Below are 13,338 nucleotides of genomic sequence, written 5' to 3' on the forward strand. Positions count from 1 at the left end.
ACGAACGCAGCGCCCACTGTCGCTTTTCCGTCCACGATCGAGTGATGACCAATTCGACCGGATCCCGATAATGGGAAACCGTGCTGAAGAAGATGTCCAAAGCAGAAAAGATCGGAATCTGGATCGGCGTGACGACGCTGGTCGTGAGCTCGTCGATCGCCCTGGTCGCCTGGCAGTGGCCGCAGCCGGTACGGCAGGAGCCGCTTTGGGAGAAGGAGGCGGCCGCGACGACGTCCGAGGCACCGCGGACCGTCCCGGCGACCGTTCCGGCCACCCAGAATAAAACCTATCTGGCAGACCTCTTTCCCCATTCCGGCGGCGCGAATATGACGTCGTTGCCGAGGGCATTGACGGGAAAGGACGGTTACGACCACCCGATCGTGGTCCGGTGCCCGACCAATCAGTCGGACGACAAGACGCGTTCGGTCACGTACCTGCTGCGCGGCCGGTACCTGGACTTCTCCGCCACCGTGCGGCCGTACTACTCGGCGGAGCGCGACGCCCGCACGTACGTGCACGCGGTCACCGGCGTCAAGGAGCGCGACGGGACGCTGACCCAGCAGACCAGGGGCACCCAGTTCGCCGCGACGATGGCCGCCCCGGCCACGCTGGCCGCGACGGTGGACGGCGCGGAGGAACTGACCATCCAGGTGCAGTGCGAGTCCCCGGAGGGGTCGTAGTGTTCTCCGCGGCGCTGGTCACCCCGGCCGCGTGACCGCACAGTCGAAACGCACCGGAAATGTTGGGATGCCAGCATCCGGCCTGGAGGTGACCCGTGTTCCTGACCCGCCATGAGCAGGACCGGCTGCTGATCCACGTGGCGGCCGACGTGGCCTGGCGCCGCCGCGAGCGGGGCCTGCGGCTCAACCACCCGGAGGCCACCGCGATCATCACCGCGTTCCTGCTGGAGGCCGCCCGGGACGGGCGCACGGTCGCGGAGCTGATGGAGGCCGGCCGGCAGGTGCTCACCCGCGACGACGTGCTCGACGGCGTGCCGGAGATGCTGCCCGAGGTGCAGGTGGAGGCGACGTTCCCGGATGGGACCAAGCTCGTCACCGTCCACGAGCCGATCTCATGATCCCCGGCGAGGTCATCCCCGGCGCCGGGGAGGTCGAGATCAACGTGGGGCGGCCCGTGCTGACGCTCGCCGTCACCAACACCGGCGACCGGCCCGTGCAGGTCGGGTCCCACTACCACTTCGCCGAGGCCAACCCGGCCCTCGACTTCGACCGCGCGGCGGCCCGCGGGCACCGGCTCGCCGTCCCGGCCGGTACGAGCGTGCGCTTCGAGCCGGGCGTGCCCCGCGACGTCGACCTGGTGCCGCTCGCCGGCAACCGGATCGTGCCGGGGCTCCGTGGCGAGGTAGGGGGCGCACTGTGACCGCGTGCAGCGGCGCGGCGCCGTTTTCCCAGCGGCGTCACGAACCGTGCCCGGCCCTGAACGCCGCCGCCGATGGGAAGGCGGCGCCTTCGGGCGCCGCTGCACGCGGTCACCAGGAGGCACTATGAACCGCCAGCGGTACATCTCCCTCTACGGGCCCACCACCGGCGACCGGATCCGGCTGGCCGACACCAACCTGCTCGTCGAGGTCGAAAAGGACCACTGCGCCGGCGGCGACGAGGCGGTCTTCGGCGGCGGCAAGGTGATCCGCGAGTCGATGGGCCAGTCCCGCGCCACCCGCGCGGAGGGTACGCCGGACACCGTCATCACCGGCGCGGTGATCCTCGACCACTGGGGCATCGTCAAGGCCGACATCGGCATCCGCGACGGCCGGATCGTGGCGATCGGCAAGGCCGGCAACCCGGACACCATGGACGGCGTCCACCCCGACCTGGTCATCGGGCCGGGCACCGAGATCATAGCCGGCAACGGCAAGATCCTGACCGCCGGCGCGATCGACTCGCACGTCCACTTCATCTGCCCGCAGATCCTGGAAGAGGCCCTGGCCAGCGGGATCACCACGGTCATCGGCGGCGGCACCGGCCCGGCCGAGGGCACCAAGGCCACCACCGTCACGCCCAACGCCTGGCACCTGGCCCGGATGCTGGAGGCGATCGACTCCTGGCCGGTCAACGTGATGCTGCTCGGCAAGGGCAACACGGTCAGCGAAGAGTCCATGTGGGAGCAGCTGCGGGCCGGCGCCGGCGGCTTCAAGCTGCACGAGGACTGGGGCACCACGCCGGCCGCCATCGACGCCTGCCTGAGGGTGGCGGACGCGTCCGGCGTCCAGGTCAACATCCACACCGACACGCTGAACGAGGCCGGCTTCGTCGAGGACACCCTGCGGGCGATCGGCGGCCGCGCGATCCACGCGTACCACACCGAGGGCGCCGGCGGCGGGCACGCGCCGGACATCATCACCGTCGCCGCGCACCCCAACGTGCTCCCGTCGTCGACCAACCCGACCCGGCCGTACACCCGGAACACGCTCGACGAGCACCTCGACATGCTGATGGTCTGCCACCACCTCAACCCGGCGGTGCCGGAGGACCTGGCGTTCGCGGAGAGCCGCATCCGGCCGAGCACGATGGCCGCCGAGGACGTGCTGCACGACCTCGGCGCGATCTCGATCATCGGCTCGGACGCGCAGGCCATGGGGCGGGTGGGCGAGGTCGTCCTGCGTACCTGGCAGACCGCTCACGTGATGAAGGACCGGCGCGGCGCGCTGCCCGGCGACGGCGCCGCCGACAACGTCCGGGCCCGCCGGTACGTCGCCAAGTACACGATCTGCCCCGCCGTCGCGCACGGCATCGAGGGCGAGGTGGGCTCGGTCGAGGCGGGCAAGCTCGCCGACCTCGTGCTGTGGGACCCGGCGTTCTTCGGCGTACGCCCGCACCTGGTCATCAAGGGCGGCATGATCGCGTGGGCGCAGATGGGCGACGCGAACGCCTCCATCCCCACCCCGCAGCCGGTGCTCCCCCGGCCCATGTTCGGCGCGTACGGCGCGGTGCCGGCCGCCACCAGCCTGGCGTTCGTGGCGCCGGCCGCGATCGAGGACGGCCTCGCGGCGCGCCTCGCCGTGGCCCGCAGGCTGGCCCCGGTCGCCGACGTCCGCGCGCGCGGCAAGGCCGACCTGCCGCTCAACGACGCGACACCGCGCATCGAGGTAGAGCCGGACACGTTCACGGTCCGCATCGACGGGGAGGTCATCGAGGCGCGACCGGTCACCGAACTGCCCATGGCGCAGCGGTACTTTCTGTTCTGATGAGCGCGTACACCCTGCTCCTGCTCGCGGACGGCCGGTTTCCCGCCGGCGGCCACGCGCACTCGGGCGGCCTGGAGGCGGCCGTCGCGGCGGGCCGGGTGCGCGAGCTGCCGGACCTGGCGGCGTTCCTGCGCGGCCGGCTGCACACGGCGGGGCTGGTGAGCGCCGCGTTCGCCGCGCAGGCGTGCGCCGGAGCGGACACCGGGTGGCTCGACGGCGAGCTGGACGCCCGCACCCCATCCCCCGCGCTGCGGCGCGCCTCCCGGGCCCAGGGGCGGGCGCTGCTGCGCGCCGGGCGCACCATCTGGTCACTGCCCACTGTGGACCGCGACCCGCACCACCCGGTCGCGCTCGGCGTGGTGGCCGCCGCGGCCGGGCTGACCCCGGCACAGGCCGCGCTCACCGCCGCGTACGGCACGGTCAGCGGGCCGGCCAGCGCCGCCGTGCGCCTGCTCGGCCTCGACCCGTACGCCGTACACGGCCTGCTCGCCGGGCTCGCCGCGGAGTGCGACGCGGTCGCCGCGCAAGCGACCACCGTGGACGAGCTGCCCGCCTGCTCCGCACCGATACTGGACATTGGATCCGAGATACACGCGTCCTGGGAGGTGCGTCTCTTTGCCAGCTGACCACGAACACCCACACCCGCACGACGATCCGCACGCCCCGCTCAAGGCCGGCGAACGCGCGCTGCGGATCGGTATCGGCGGCCCCGTCGGCTCCGGCAAGACCGCCCTCGTCGCCGCCCTCTGCCGCACCCTCGCCGGCGAACTCAACCTCGCCGTCGTCACCAACGACATCTACACCACCGAGGACGCCGACTTCCTGCTGCGCAACGGCGTCCTACCCGCCGACCGCATCAAGGCCGTGGAGACCGGCTGCTGCCCGCACACCGCGATCCGCGACGACATCTCCGCCAACCTCGACGCCGTCGAAGACCTCGAAGCCGACCTCGGCCCCCTCGACCTCGTCCTCGTTGAGAGCGGCGGCGACAACCTGACCGCCACGTTCAGCAAGGGCCTGGTCGACCGGCAGATCTTCGTGGTCGACGTCGCCGGCGGCGACAAGGTCCCCCGCAAGGGCGGCCCCGGCGTCACCACCGCCGACCTGCTCGTCATCAACAAGACCGACCTCGCCCCCCTCGTCGGCGCCGACCTGTCCGTGATGGCCCGCGACGCCGGCGCACGCCGCGGCGACCTGCCCACCGTCTTCCTCTCGCTCGTCGAGGACCCGTCCGCCAAGGCGGTCGCCGACTGGGTGCGCGGCCTCCGCGCGGCATGAAAGCCACCGCCCGGGTCGCGGCGGTCGCGGACTGCGGGCGCACGCGCCTGGTCACCCTCCGCTCGCAGACACCCCTTCTGGTACGCCGTACGGGTCCCCGGAACGCGAGAGGGGAGACCGAGGTGCACTTCGTCGGCGGCGCCGCCGGGCCGCTCGGCGGCGACCACCTGCGGATCGAGATCGAGGTCGGTCCCGGGGCACAGCTGTGCGTCCGCACGGTGGCCGCTTCCCTGGCGCTGCCCGGCGCCGGCGGCGAGCAGTCCCTGCTGGAGGTGCACGCCACCGTGGCCGCCGGGGCACCCTGCGCTGGCTGCCCGAGCCGCTCATCGCCGCCCGCGGCTGCGACCACGTGTCACGCTCCACTGTGGAGTTGGAGGAGGGCGCCCGGCTGGAGTGGCGCGAGGAACTCGTCTGCGGCCGCCACGGCGAGGAGCCCGGCGACGCCCGGCTGGACAGCACGGTGCGCCACGGCGGACGTACCCTCCTGCGCCAGGAACTGGCGGTGGGACCGCGTGCCCCCGCCTGGGACGGCCCGGCGGTCCTCGCCGGCGCCCGCGCCACCGGCTCCCTACTCCTCGTCGATCCCCTGTGGACCGGCAACCCCCACCGCCCGCGATCCTCGGCCCCACGGCCGCCCAAATGCCCCTCCCCGGCCCAGCCCTCCTCATCGTCGCCACCGGCACCCCCAAACCGTCCACACCCACCTCACCCCCTCCCCCTCCCCGCCGCGCTCCCCGCGCCCGCTTTCCCCGTCGATCAAGGGCAAACGGCTGCGGTTTGATCTCCAATCCGCGGCCGTTTGCCCTTGATCGACGGGGTTTCCCTTGATCGGCGAGGCGCCGGGCGCGTCGGGCTCGGGCTCACGATGGTTCGGGCTCGTCGGGCGTCAGGTGGACGCGCGCTACGCCCCAGTAGGGCTGCCCTGTTGGGGGCCTACGCGTGAGTAGGGCACCCCTGTTCACGCCGGAGCGGGTACAGGGGCGCCCTACTCACGCCGCAACACCCAAGCGAGGCCCCCTTCGGACGGGCCGCTTGTCGGCGCGACCTGCCCCCGCATCAACGCGAAGGATCTGGGTCGCTGGAGCGACTCGAATCCTTCACGTAGGTCCCGCAGTCGGGGTCCAGCCCGACCGTCCGCCCCAGCACCTCACCGATCAAGGACTTTCGCGTCGATCAAGGGCAAAGGGTCGTGGTTTGGAGATCAAAGCACGGCCGTATGCCCTTGATCGACGGGGAAGGCGCGCGGGGAGAGAGGGGCGGGAGAGCAGCGCGGGAAGAGGGAGTCAAGACATAGACGAGCATGGATGGATCGGGTTAGGATCTCTGGGCCGTGGGACCAGTCAACTGATCCTTTCAGGAGCTCTCCGATGAACCCTGCCCGTCTGACCGACCTCATGACCACCCTATTCCGGCTCGTGCTCGGCCTGCTGTTCGCGATCCATGGCGCCGCGTCGCTGTTCGGCGTCTTCGGCGGCAGCCGCGGATCCGGCGCGGCCATCGCGGTCGGCACGTGGCCCGGCTGGTGGGCGGCGCTGATCCAGTTCACCGGCGGCGTGCTGGTGCTGGCCGGCCTGAGTACGCGGATCGCCGCGATCGTCTGCTCCGGCTCCATGGCGTACGCGTACTTCGTCGTACACCAGCCTGATGCTCTGCTGCCGCTCAACAACGGCGGCGAGTTGGCCGCGCTCTTCTGCTGGTCGTTCCTGCTGATCGCGGTGCTCGGTCCGGGCAAGTGGTCGGTCGACGGGGTGCTCGCGCAGCGGCGGACCGCCCCGGCCTCATGAAGTGAGGACATCGACACACGTTCGCAACAATCGGGCAAAGCGAGGGCAACCGGTGGCGGGTCTACTGCCTCTGACTCACCACCGGTGAGGCGCGCCTAGGGTTCCGCCGCCCGTCACGTACGACGGGCGGGCTGGTCCGAGAGGCGCAGGCGCGGCGGCAAGCGTCGTCGCGTTCCACGGCGGGACAAAAGCCCGGGAGACAGCCGCAACCTGGCTGTGTTGGCTGCAGCCGCTTCCGCAGCGCCATCGAGCGCAAGCACCGCACATGCGGAAGCGGCGAGGCTTCCTCGGCCAGGCCCCTGTCGGAGGTTGCCCGTGGGCCTTTACCACGATCACTACGGACCCGAAGCCCGCTACGCCGTGGAGCGCGAGGCAGAGCTGCCCACCACCAAGTGGGAGGAGGAGGTCGCCCGCGGCCTGGAGCTCGGCCTGCCCGGCGCCGACTCCATCGTGGACAAGCGCATCCCCACCTTCTCACGCGGCGAACTGCCGCACTTCGCCGGCATCAACACGTTCCTCAAGGCGCCATACGTGGAGGACGTGCGCCGCTGCGGCGAGTACGACGTCGCGGTGCTGGGCGCCCCGTTCGACGGTGGCACGACGTACCGCTCAGGCACGCGCTTCGGGCCGCAGGGGATCCGCAAGATCTCGGCGCTCTACGGCCCGTACTCGTTCGAATTGGGTGTCGACCTGCGCGAGTCGATCACGATCGCCGACCTCGGCGATGTCTTCACCATCCCGGCGAACATCGAGAAGACGTTCGACCAGATCTCCAAGGCGGTCGCCCACGTGTACGCCTCGGGCGCGTTCCCGGTGGTGCTCGGCGGCGACCACTCGATCGGCTATCCCACCGTGCGCGGCGTGGCCCAGCACCTGAACGGCAACCTGGGCATCATCCACTTCGACCGGCACGTCGACACCCAGGAGACCGACCTCGACGAGCGGATGCACACCACGCCGTGGTTCCACGCCACCGACATCCCCAACGTCCCGGCGAAGAACCTGGTGCAGATCGGCATCGGCGGCTGGCAGGCGCCCCGCCCCGGCGTCAAGGTGGGCCGGGAGCGCGGCACGACCATCATGACGGTCACCGACTGCGTGGAGATGGGCATCGAGGCCGCCGCTGAGAAGGCGCTCGAGGTGGCCTGGGACGGCGCCGACGCGGTGTGGTTGTCGTTCGACGTGGACTGCCTGGACGCCGCGTTCGTGCCCGGCACCGGCTGGCCCGAGCCGGGCGGCTTCCTGCCCCGCGAGGTGCTCAAGTTCATCCAGCTCATCGCCGAGAAGCCGCTGGCCGGCATCGAGGTCGTGGAGTGCTCGCCGCCGTACGACAACGCCGAGATCACCTCCCTCATCGCCACCCGGGTCATCTGCGACACGCTCGGCTGCCTGGTCCGGGCGGGTCACCTCCCCCAGAGGAGCAAGTCATGAAGAGATTCCTCGCCGCCGCGGCGGCGCTCACATTGCTGACCGCATGCGGCTCGTCGGACGGCGACGACGCCGCCGAGGCCGGCCAGCCGACGACGGTACGGGTGGGCTTCAGCGCCTGGCCGGGCTGGTTTCCCTGGCAGGTGGCCCAGGAGCAGGGCCTGTTCGCCAAGAACGGCGTGACGGTCGAGCTGAAGTACTTCGACAGCTACACCGACAGCCTCACCGCCCTGTCCACCGGCAACCTGGACGCCAACAGCCAGACCCTCAACGACACGCTCTCCTCGGTCAGCGGCGGCGCGAAGCAGACCGTCGTGCTGGTCAACGACAACTCGACCGGCAACGACCAGATCATCGCCCGGCCCGGCATCGACTCGGTGGCCGATCTGAAGGGCAAGACGGTGGCCGTCGAGCAGGGCACCGTCGACCACTACCTGCTGCTGCTCGCGCTGCAGAAGGCCGGACTGTCCGAACAGGACGTCACCGTCAAGGCGCTGCTGACCGACGCGGCCGCCGCCGCGTTCCTGGCCGGGCAGGTGGACGCGGTGGGCGCGTTCGCCCCGTTCACCACGACGGCGCTGGGGCTGGCCGGCAGCAAGGCGATCGCGACCTCCGCCGACTTCCCCGGCGCGATCCCCGACCACCTGGTCTTCGAGGCCGACTTCGTCAAGGACCACCCGAAGGAGGTCCAGGCGATGGTGGACACCTGGTTCGACACGCTCGCGTGGATCAAGGACAACCCCGCCGCGGCCGTCGGCATCATGGCCAAGAAGGGCGGCGTCAGCGACGCCGACTACAAGAGCTACGACGCGGGTACGACGATCTTCACGCGCGAGCAGAACCTCGCCGCGTTCGAGTCCGGTCAGACGCCGGCCAACCTCGACTTCCAGGCCAAGTCGATCGCCAAGTTCCTGGTCGACGCCAAGCTGGTCGACGAGGAGCCGCCGCTGGACGGCCTGCTCGACGCCACGTTCGTCAAGGCAGCTACGTGACGCTCGTGGCCGCCCCGGCTCCGCCCCGCTCGCTCCCGCGCCGCAGGCCGGCGCGGGCGGGCGGGCTGTGGGGCATCCGTACGCCGATCTCGCGGCCCGCCCGGTGGACACTGACCGTGCTGTCGGTGACCGTCCCGCTGGCCGCCTGGCAGGTGCTCAGCATGGTCATCGACGGGCGGCCGGACTTCCTGCCGGGCCCGCTCGAAGCGTTCGCGGCGGGCGTGGAGATGGCCCGCGACGGGCAGCTGCTCACCGACGCGTGGGCCACCGTGCGGCGGGTGCTGGAGGGCTTCGGGCTGGCGGTGCTGGTGTCGGTGCCGCTGGGCATCCTGATGGGCAGCTTCCCGGCCGGGCAGGCCGCCCTCGAACCGCTCGTCGGGCTGCTGCGCTACCTGCCGGCCAGCGCGTTCATCCCGCTACTGATCATCTGGCTGGGCCTGGGCGAGCCGTCCAAGGTGGCCCTGCTCTTCCTCGCCGCGTTCTTCTTCAACACGCTGATGACCGCCGACGCCGTACGGCAGGTGCCCGCCGCGCTGATCGACGTGTCGTACACGCTGGGCGCCCGGCGGGGCGAGGTGCTGCGCAAGGTCATCGTCCCGTACGCCCTGCCCGGCATGATCGACTCGGTACGCGTCAACGCGGCCGCCTCGTGGAGCTTCGTGGTCGTCGCCGAGCTGATCGCCTCCGAGTCGGGGCTCGGCTACCGCATCGTCCGGGCGCAGCGGTTCAACCAGATCGACCGCATCTTCGCCGTACTCGTGGTCATCGCTCTTATCGGACTGACGATCGACCTGATGTTGCGGCTGGCGCGCGACCGGGTGGGGAGGTGGGTGTGACCGCCGTACTGGAGCTCGCCGGCGTCGGGAAGGAGTTCGCGCGGCGCGGCGGCGCGGTCCGTGCCCTGGAGGGGATCGACCTGACCGTGCCGCGCGGGCAGTTCGTGTGCATGGTCGGCGCCAGCGGCTCCGGCAAGTCCACGCTGCTGTCCCTGGTCGCCGGCCTGGCCCGGCCGTCCACCGGCGAGGTACGCCTCGACGGGCAGCCGGTCACCGGCCCGGGCCCCGACCGCGGCCTGGTCTTCCAGCAGGGTGCGGTGTACCCGTGGCGGACCGTCGAACGCAACATCGGCTTCGGCCTGGAACTGCTCCCCATCGGCCGGGCCGAACGGGAGCGCCGGATCGCCTGGTACCTCGCCGAGACCGGCCTGACCGACCTGCGCCACGCCCTGCCCAAGCAGCTGTCCGGCGGTCAGCGCCAGCGGGTGGCGATCGCCCGCGCGCTGGCCTGCGAGCCGGACGTGCTGCTGCTGGACGAGCCGTTCGGCGCCCTCGACGTGCAGACCAAGGAGGACATGCAGCTGTTCATCCGGCGGGTGTGGCAGGACACCGGCACCACCGTCCTGATGGTCACGCACGACGTGGAGGAGGCGGTGTTTCTCGGGCAGCGGGTGGTGGTGCTCGCCAGCGACCCGGGGCGGGTCGCCGCGGATCTGCCCGTCAACATTCCAACCGAACGTGAACTGTCGGCAAAACGACTCCCCGAATTCCTCTCCCTACGTGCCGAAATCGAGGACCTGGTACGCGCATATCACCTGCGCCACCAGGAAAAACTCTAAACTCGAACCGTCGTCATCGGTGCATCGGCCGATGCCTCGCCGTACGGATCTGGGATGGCCCACCTCCTGAACAAATGGTGGAGTGGTCATGCTGCGGGGTAGCACGGGAGGAAAAGCGTGGGTTCGGAGGGGTACGTCGTCGGGGGCGGTACCGGCTCCATTCGGTGCTAGGCACCGGGGCATGGGAGTCGTGTGGCGCGCGTTCGACCAACGCCTGTCTCGCTGGGTCGCGGTCAAGGAGATCCGCTTCAACCAGCCGATGACGTCGCAAGAGCGCGAAGAGGTCAAGCAGCGGGCGATGTTCGAGGCGCTCAGCGCCGGCCGTCTCGTCCACCCCAACGTCGTGGCGATCTACGACACCGTCGACGACGACAACCGGCCGTGGGTCGTGATGCGCCTGGTCGAGGGGCGCTCGCTGCGGGACACCATCAGCCAGGACGGCCCGCTCGACCCGCAGACCGCGGCCCGACTCGGCCTCGGCCTGCTCAACGCGCTCGACGCCGCGCACGCCGCCGGCATAGTGCACCGCGACGTCAAGCCGTCCAACGTGCTCATGCTCCCCGACGGGCGGCCGCTGCTGAGCGACTTCTCCATCGCCACGGTCGTCGGTGACCGCGTCCCCATCCGGGGCGGCGCGGTGATGGGCAGCCCCGGGTACGTCGCCCCCGAGCGGCTGCACGGCAGGGAGGGCGGCACCGCGTCCGACCTCTTCGGGCTCGGCGCCACCCTCTTCTACGCGGTGGAGGGCATCGGGCCGTTCGCCCGCAACGACGCGCTCGCCTGCCTCATCGCCACCGTCTGCGAGCCGCACCCCGGCCGCTGCGCGCCGGCCCGCTCACCGCCGTCATCGACGGCCTGCTGGCCAAGGACGAGGACGACCGGCTTGACTCGGCCGGCGTCCGGGTCGGGCTGGCCAACGCGGCCCGCCCGCGCCCGCGCGGCGTCTACCGGGTACCGATGAACTCCCGGCGGGCGTACATGCCGTACCGCGCGGTGGCCACTCCACCGTGGCCGGTCGCGGCCCCGACCATCGCCACGGAGAGCAACTCGCGCGGCCCGTCGCGCCGGCGGGTCGCCATCGTGACCGCCAGCGCCGCCCTGCTCGTCCCGCTGGCCGCCGCCGTCGCCAGCATCGGCGGCGGATCGGGCCCCGGTATCGGCCGGGCCGACGCCGCGATCCAGCAGCCCGCGCCGCCCGGCACCGGCTCGGCCACGGCCCCGCCCGGCGCCCGGCGCGCGCTCCGGCCCGACGTCGTCTCGACGACGTTCTCGACCGCGCCCGACGACGCCGACCGGCCGATCGGCGGCCTGGCGACCGACCCCGTCGCCGGCACCACCCCGACCGGCGGCACGTCCACCGCGCCCAGCGGGGGCGGCGGCGGCGGCCAGACGGGTACGACGGAAGCAACGCCACCCGCCGCCGAGGTCACCGGCCTGTCCGTGAACGTGTCCGTCGACGAGACCGCCTGCACGTACTCGGCCTCGGCCACCGTCACCGTCTCCGCGGCGACCACCGTGACCTACCGGGTGACCTGGACCGACGGCTCCAGCGGCACGTCCAGCACGGAGTTCACGGCCGCCGGCAGCGGTGCCCTGGCCGTACCGTCCAACGTGGCGCACGCCGCCGGCCCGGTGTGGGTCCAGGTCGAGGTCGTGTCCCCGACCGCGCTCACCCAGCGCGCCGGCGCCACGCTGCCCGACTCCTGCGACCCCACCGCGCCGACGACCCCACCCTCGTCCCCGACCCGACCCCACGTCCGCGGCCCCACCGACCAGCAACCCCCCGCCGACTCCGCCGAAACCCCACCCCCACCCCTGACCCGCTACCGCTCCGCGAGCCCCTCTCCGCCCACCCTTCTCCGCCCGTCGATCAAGGCTTTCTGCGTCGATCAAGGGCATACGGCCGTGCTTCGATCTCCAAACCACGACCATTCGCCCTTGATCGACGCACAAATCCTTGATCGGCGCGGGGCGGCGCGGGCCCGGCGGGCGGAACGGGGTTCAGGTACGGCGGTGGGCGCCTCGGCCGGGGCGGTGGCCACTTCGCGGGGCTTGAGCGACTCGTGGCCGGAGGCGCAGCGCATCACGGCGTGGACCTCTTCGCCGCAGTCGCGGTGTACGAGGGCGACCGGCGCGCCTTCCGGGTCGGCGAGGTAGCGGTTTCCCCATTCGGCGAGCGCCACCAGCATCGGGTAGAGGTCGAAGCCCTTGTCGGTGAGCCGGTACTCGTGGCGGACCCGGGCACCGGGCTCCTGGTACGGCACGCGGCGCAGCACGCCGTGCTCGACGAGCTGGGTGAGGCGGTTGGCGAGCACCTGCCGCGGGATGCCGGCGCGCTCGCGCATGTCGTCGAACCGGCGGATGCCGGCGAAGATGTCGCGCAGGACGACGAACGTCCACTTCTCGCCGAGGATCTCCATCGCTCGGGCGATCGTGCAATTGTCCACCGACCAGTCCAGTGCCGTAGGTCTCACAACCCGAGCCTAGGTCTCGTTGACAGACCCAGCAAACGCTGCGAGGCTGCGTCTATGACACAGACCCAGACCGAGGCGCGCAGCCGGACGTACTCGTGGGAGGACCCGGCGCGGAACGCGGCGGTGGTCGGCCGGCGCAGCGGCCTGGAGTTGCTCCGCGCGATGATCGCGGGCGATCTGCCCGCGCCGCCGGTGATGCACCTGCTCGACATGTCCCGGCTGGAGGTCGAGGAGGGCCGGGTGGTCGTGGAGATGCCGGCCCGGGAGTTCCACTACAACCCGCTCGGCACGGTGCACGGCGGGGTGCTGTCGACGCTGCTGGACACGGCGGCCGGGTGCGCGGTGCACTCGACGCTGCCGGCCGGGGTCGGCTACACGAGCATGGACCTGAACGTGAAGTACCTCCGGCCGGTGACCGTCGACTCGGGCGTGCTGCGCTGCGAGGGCACCGTCATCTCGCGCGGTCGTCGCACCGCGCTGGCCGAGGCGCGCCTGATGGACGAGAGCGGCCGGCTGGTCGCGCACGCCACCAGCTCGTGCCTGCTGTTTGAAATCCCCTGAG

General features: G+C 71.6%; 16 protein-coding genes, 1 pseudogene and 1 riboswitch. Of the genes and pseudogenes, 14 read left to right on the forward strand and 3 right to left on the reverse strand.

Annotation, left to right across the window (positions count from 1 at the left end; genetic code table 11):
• Nucleotides 1-80 precede the first annotated feature (80 nt).
• From Prum_RS07995 to Prum_RS08055, 13 genes and pseudogenes are all read left to right on the forward strand, one after another.
• Complete coding sequence (locus tag Prum_RS07995; RefSeq protein WP_173075263.1) at nt 81-680, forward strand: hypothetical protein; 600 nt, start codon at nt 81-83, stop codon at nt 678-680.
• A 95-nt stretch (nt 681-775) separates the two neighbouring features.
• On the forward strand, nt 776-1,078 hold the full coding sequence (locus tag Prum_RS08000; RefSeq protein ID WP_173075265.1) for an urease subunit gamma: 303 nt from the start codon (nt 776-778) through the stop codon (nt 1,076-1,078).
• Nucleotides 1,075-1,380 carry an urease subunit beta gene (locus Prum_RS08005; RefSeq protein ID WP_173075273.1) on the forward strand — a complete coding sequence of 102 codons (306 nt, stop codon included), beginning with the start codon at nt 1,075-1,077 and terminating at the stop codon, nt 1,378-1,380. The genes Prum_RS08000 and Prum_RS08005 overlap by 4 nt, the downstream gene beginning before the upstream one ends.
• A 124-nt stretch (nt 1,381-1,504) precedes the next feature.
• Nucleotides 1,505-3,205, forward strand: a complete 1,701-nt coding sequence (locus Prum_RS08010) for an urease subunit alpha (RefSeq protein ID WP_173075275.1) — start codon at nt 1,505-1,507, stop codon at nt 3,203-3,205.
• Nucleotides 3,205-3,831 (forward strand): urease accessory protein UreF, encoded by a 627-nt coding sequence (locus Prum_RS08015; protein ID WP_173075277.1) that lies wholly within the window; start codon nt 3,205-3,207, stop codon nt 3,829-3,831. Before Prum_RS08010 ends, Prum_RS08015 begins: the two co-directional genes overlap by 1 nt.
• Nucleotides 3,821-4,483, forward strand: coding sequence for an urease accessory protein UreG (ureG, locus tag Prum_RS08020; RefSeq protein ID WP_173075279.1), 663 nt, complete (start codon nt 3,821-3,823; stop codon nt 4,481-4,483). Before Prum_RS08015 ends, ureG begins: the two co-directional genes overlap by 11 nt.
• Nucleotides 4,480-5,264: pseudogene (locus Prum_RS08025) on the forward strand (urease accessory protein UreD). The gene ureG and the pseudogene Prum_RS08025 overlap by 4 nt, the downstream one beginning before the upstream one ends.
• A gap of 586 nt (nt 5,265-5,850) precedes the next feature.
• A complete protein-coding gene (locus Prum_RS08030) occupies nt 5,851-6,267 on the forward strand; it encodes a DoxX family protein (protein ID WP_173075281.1) in 417 nt (138 codons plus the stop codon).
• Nucleotides 6,268-6,351: 84 nt separating this feature from the next.
• Nucleotides 6,352-6,468: riboswitch (guanidine-I (ykkC/yxkD leader) on the forward strand.
• 114 nt (nt 6,469-6,582) lie between these two features.
• On the forward strand, nt 6,583-7,698 hold the full coding sequence (locus Prum_RS08035) for an agmatinase family protein (RefSeq protein ID WP_173075283.1): 1,116 nt from the start codon (nt 6,583-6,585) through the stop codon (nt 7,696-7,698).
• Complete coding sequence (locus Prum_RS08040) at nt 7,695-8,687, forward strand: ABC transporter substrate-binding protein (protein ID WP_173075285.1); 993 nt, start codon at nt 7,695-7,697, stop codon at nt 8,685-8,687. Before Prum_RS08035 ends, Prum_RS08040 begins: the two co-directional genes overlap by 4 nt.
• A complete protein-coding gene (locus tag Prum_RS08045; protein ID WP_173075287.1) occupies nt 8,684-9,523 on the forward strand; it encodes an ABC transporter permease in 840 nt (279 codons plus the stop codon). Before Prum_RS08040 ends, Prum_RS08045 begins: the two co-directional genes overlap by 4 nt.
• Nucleotides 9,520-10,302: an ABC transporter ATP-binding protein gene (locus Prum_RS08050; protein ID WP_246277732.1), complete on the forward strand. Its 783-nt coding sequence runs from the start codon at nt 9,520-9,522 to the stop codon at nt 10,300-10,302. The genes Prum_RS08045 and Prum_RS08050 overlap by 4 nt, the downstream gene beginning before the upstream one ends.
• Before the next feature lie 181 nt (nt 10,303-10,483).
• Complete coding sequence (locus Prum_RS08055; RefSeq protein ID WP_173075291.1) at nt 10,484-11,263, forward strand: serine/threonine-protein kinase; 780 nt, start codon at nt 10,484-10,486, stop codon at nt 11,261-11,263.
• Here the strand turns inward: Prum_RS08055 and Prum_RS08060 are convergent.
• From Prum_RS08060 to Prum_RS08070, 3 genes are all read right to left on the reverse strand, one after another.
• Nucleotides 11,247-11,816: a hypothetical protein gene (locus Prum_RS08060; protein WP_173075293.1), complete on the reverse strand. Its 570-nt coding sequence runs from the start codon at nt 11,814-11,816 to the stop codon at nt 11,247-11,249. The two genes, Prum_RS08055 and Prum_RS08060, sit on opposite strands and share 17 nt — an antisense overlap.
• Before the next feature lie 6 nt (nt 11,817-11,822).
• On the reverse strand, nt 11,823-12,071 hold the full coding sequence (locus Prum_RS08065; RefSeq protein ID WP_173075295.1) for a hypothetical protein: 249 nt from the start codon (nt 12,069-12,071) through the stop codon (nt 11,823-11,825).
• A 120-nt stretch (nt 12,072-12,191) separates the two neighbouring features.
• Nucleotides 12,192-12,776 (reverse strand): winged helix-turn-helix transcriptional regulator, encoded by a 585-nt coding sequence (locus tag Prum_RS08070; RefSeq protein ID WP_371871202.1) that lies wholly within the window; start codon nt 12,774-12,776, stop codon nt 12,192-12,194.
• A 54-nt stretch (nt 12,777-12,830) separates the two neighbouring features.
• On the opposite strand from Prum_RS08070, the gene Prum_RS08075 reads away from it, so the two are divergent.
• Nucleotides 12,831-13,337, forward strand: coding sequence for a PaaI family thioesterase (locus Prum_RS08075; protein WP_173075297.1), 507 nt, complete (start codon nt 12,831-12,833; stop codon nt 13,335-13,337).
• Nucleotide 13,338: the final 1 nt, after the last annotated feature.

It is taken from the genome of Phytohabitans rumicis (assembly GCF_011764445.1).
In the GTDB taxonomy this organism is placed as follows: Bacteria; Actinomycetota; Actinomycetes; order Mycobacteriales; family Micromonosporaceae; genus Phytohabitans; species Phytohabitans rumicis.

What these genes read in the sequence shown, in the direction of transcription:
- Prum_RS08005 (WP_173075273.1), top strand. Translation starts at nt 1,075, where the DNA reads ATGATCCCCGGCGAGGTCATCCCCGGCGCCGGGGAGGTCGAGATCAAC.
- Prum_RS08010 (WP_173075275.1), top strand. Translation starts at nt 1,505, where the DNA reads ATGAACCGCCAGCGGTACATCTCCCTCTACGGGCCCACCACCGGCGAC.
- Prum_RS08015 (WP_173075277.1), top strand. Translation starts at nt 3,205, where the DNA reads ATGAGCGCGTACACCCTGCTCCTGCTCGCGGACGGCCGGTTTCCCGCC.
- Prum_RS08030 (WP_173075281.1), top strand. Translation starts at nt 5,851, where the DNA reads ATGAACCCTGCCCGTCTGACCGACCTCATGACCACCCTATTCCGGCTC.
- Prum_RS08040 (WP_173075285.1), top strand. Translation starts at nt 7,695, where the DNA reads ATGAAGAGATTCCTCGCCGCCGCGGCGGCGCTCACATTGCTGACCGCA.
- Prum_RS08055 (WP_173075291.1), top strand. Translation starts at nt 10,484, where the DNA reads ATGGGAGTCGTGTGGCGCGCGTTCGACCAACGCCTGTCTCGCTGGGTC.
- Prum_RS08075 (WP_173075297.1), top strand. Translation starts at nt 12,831, where the DNA reads ATGACACAGACCCAGACCGAGGCGCGCAGCCGGACGTACTCGTGGGAG.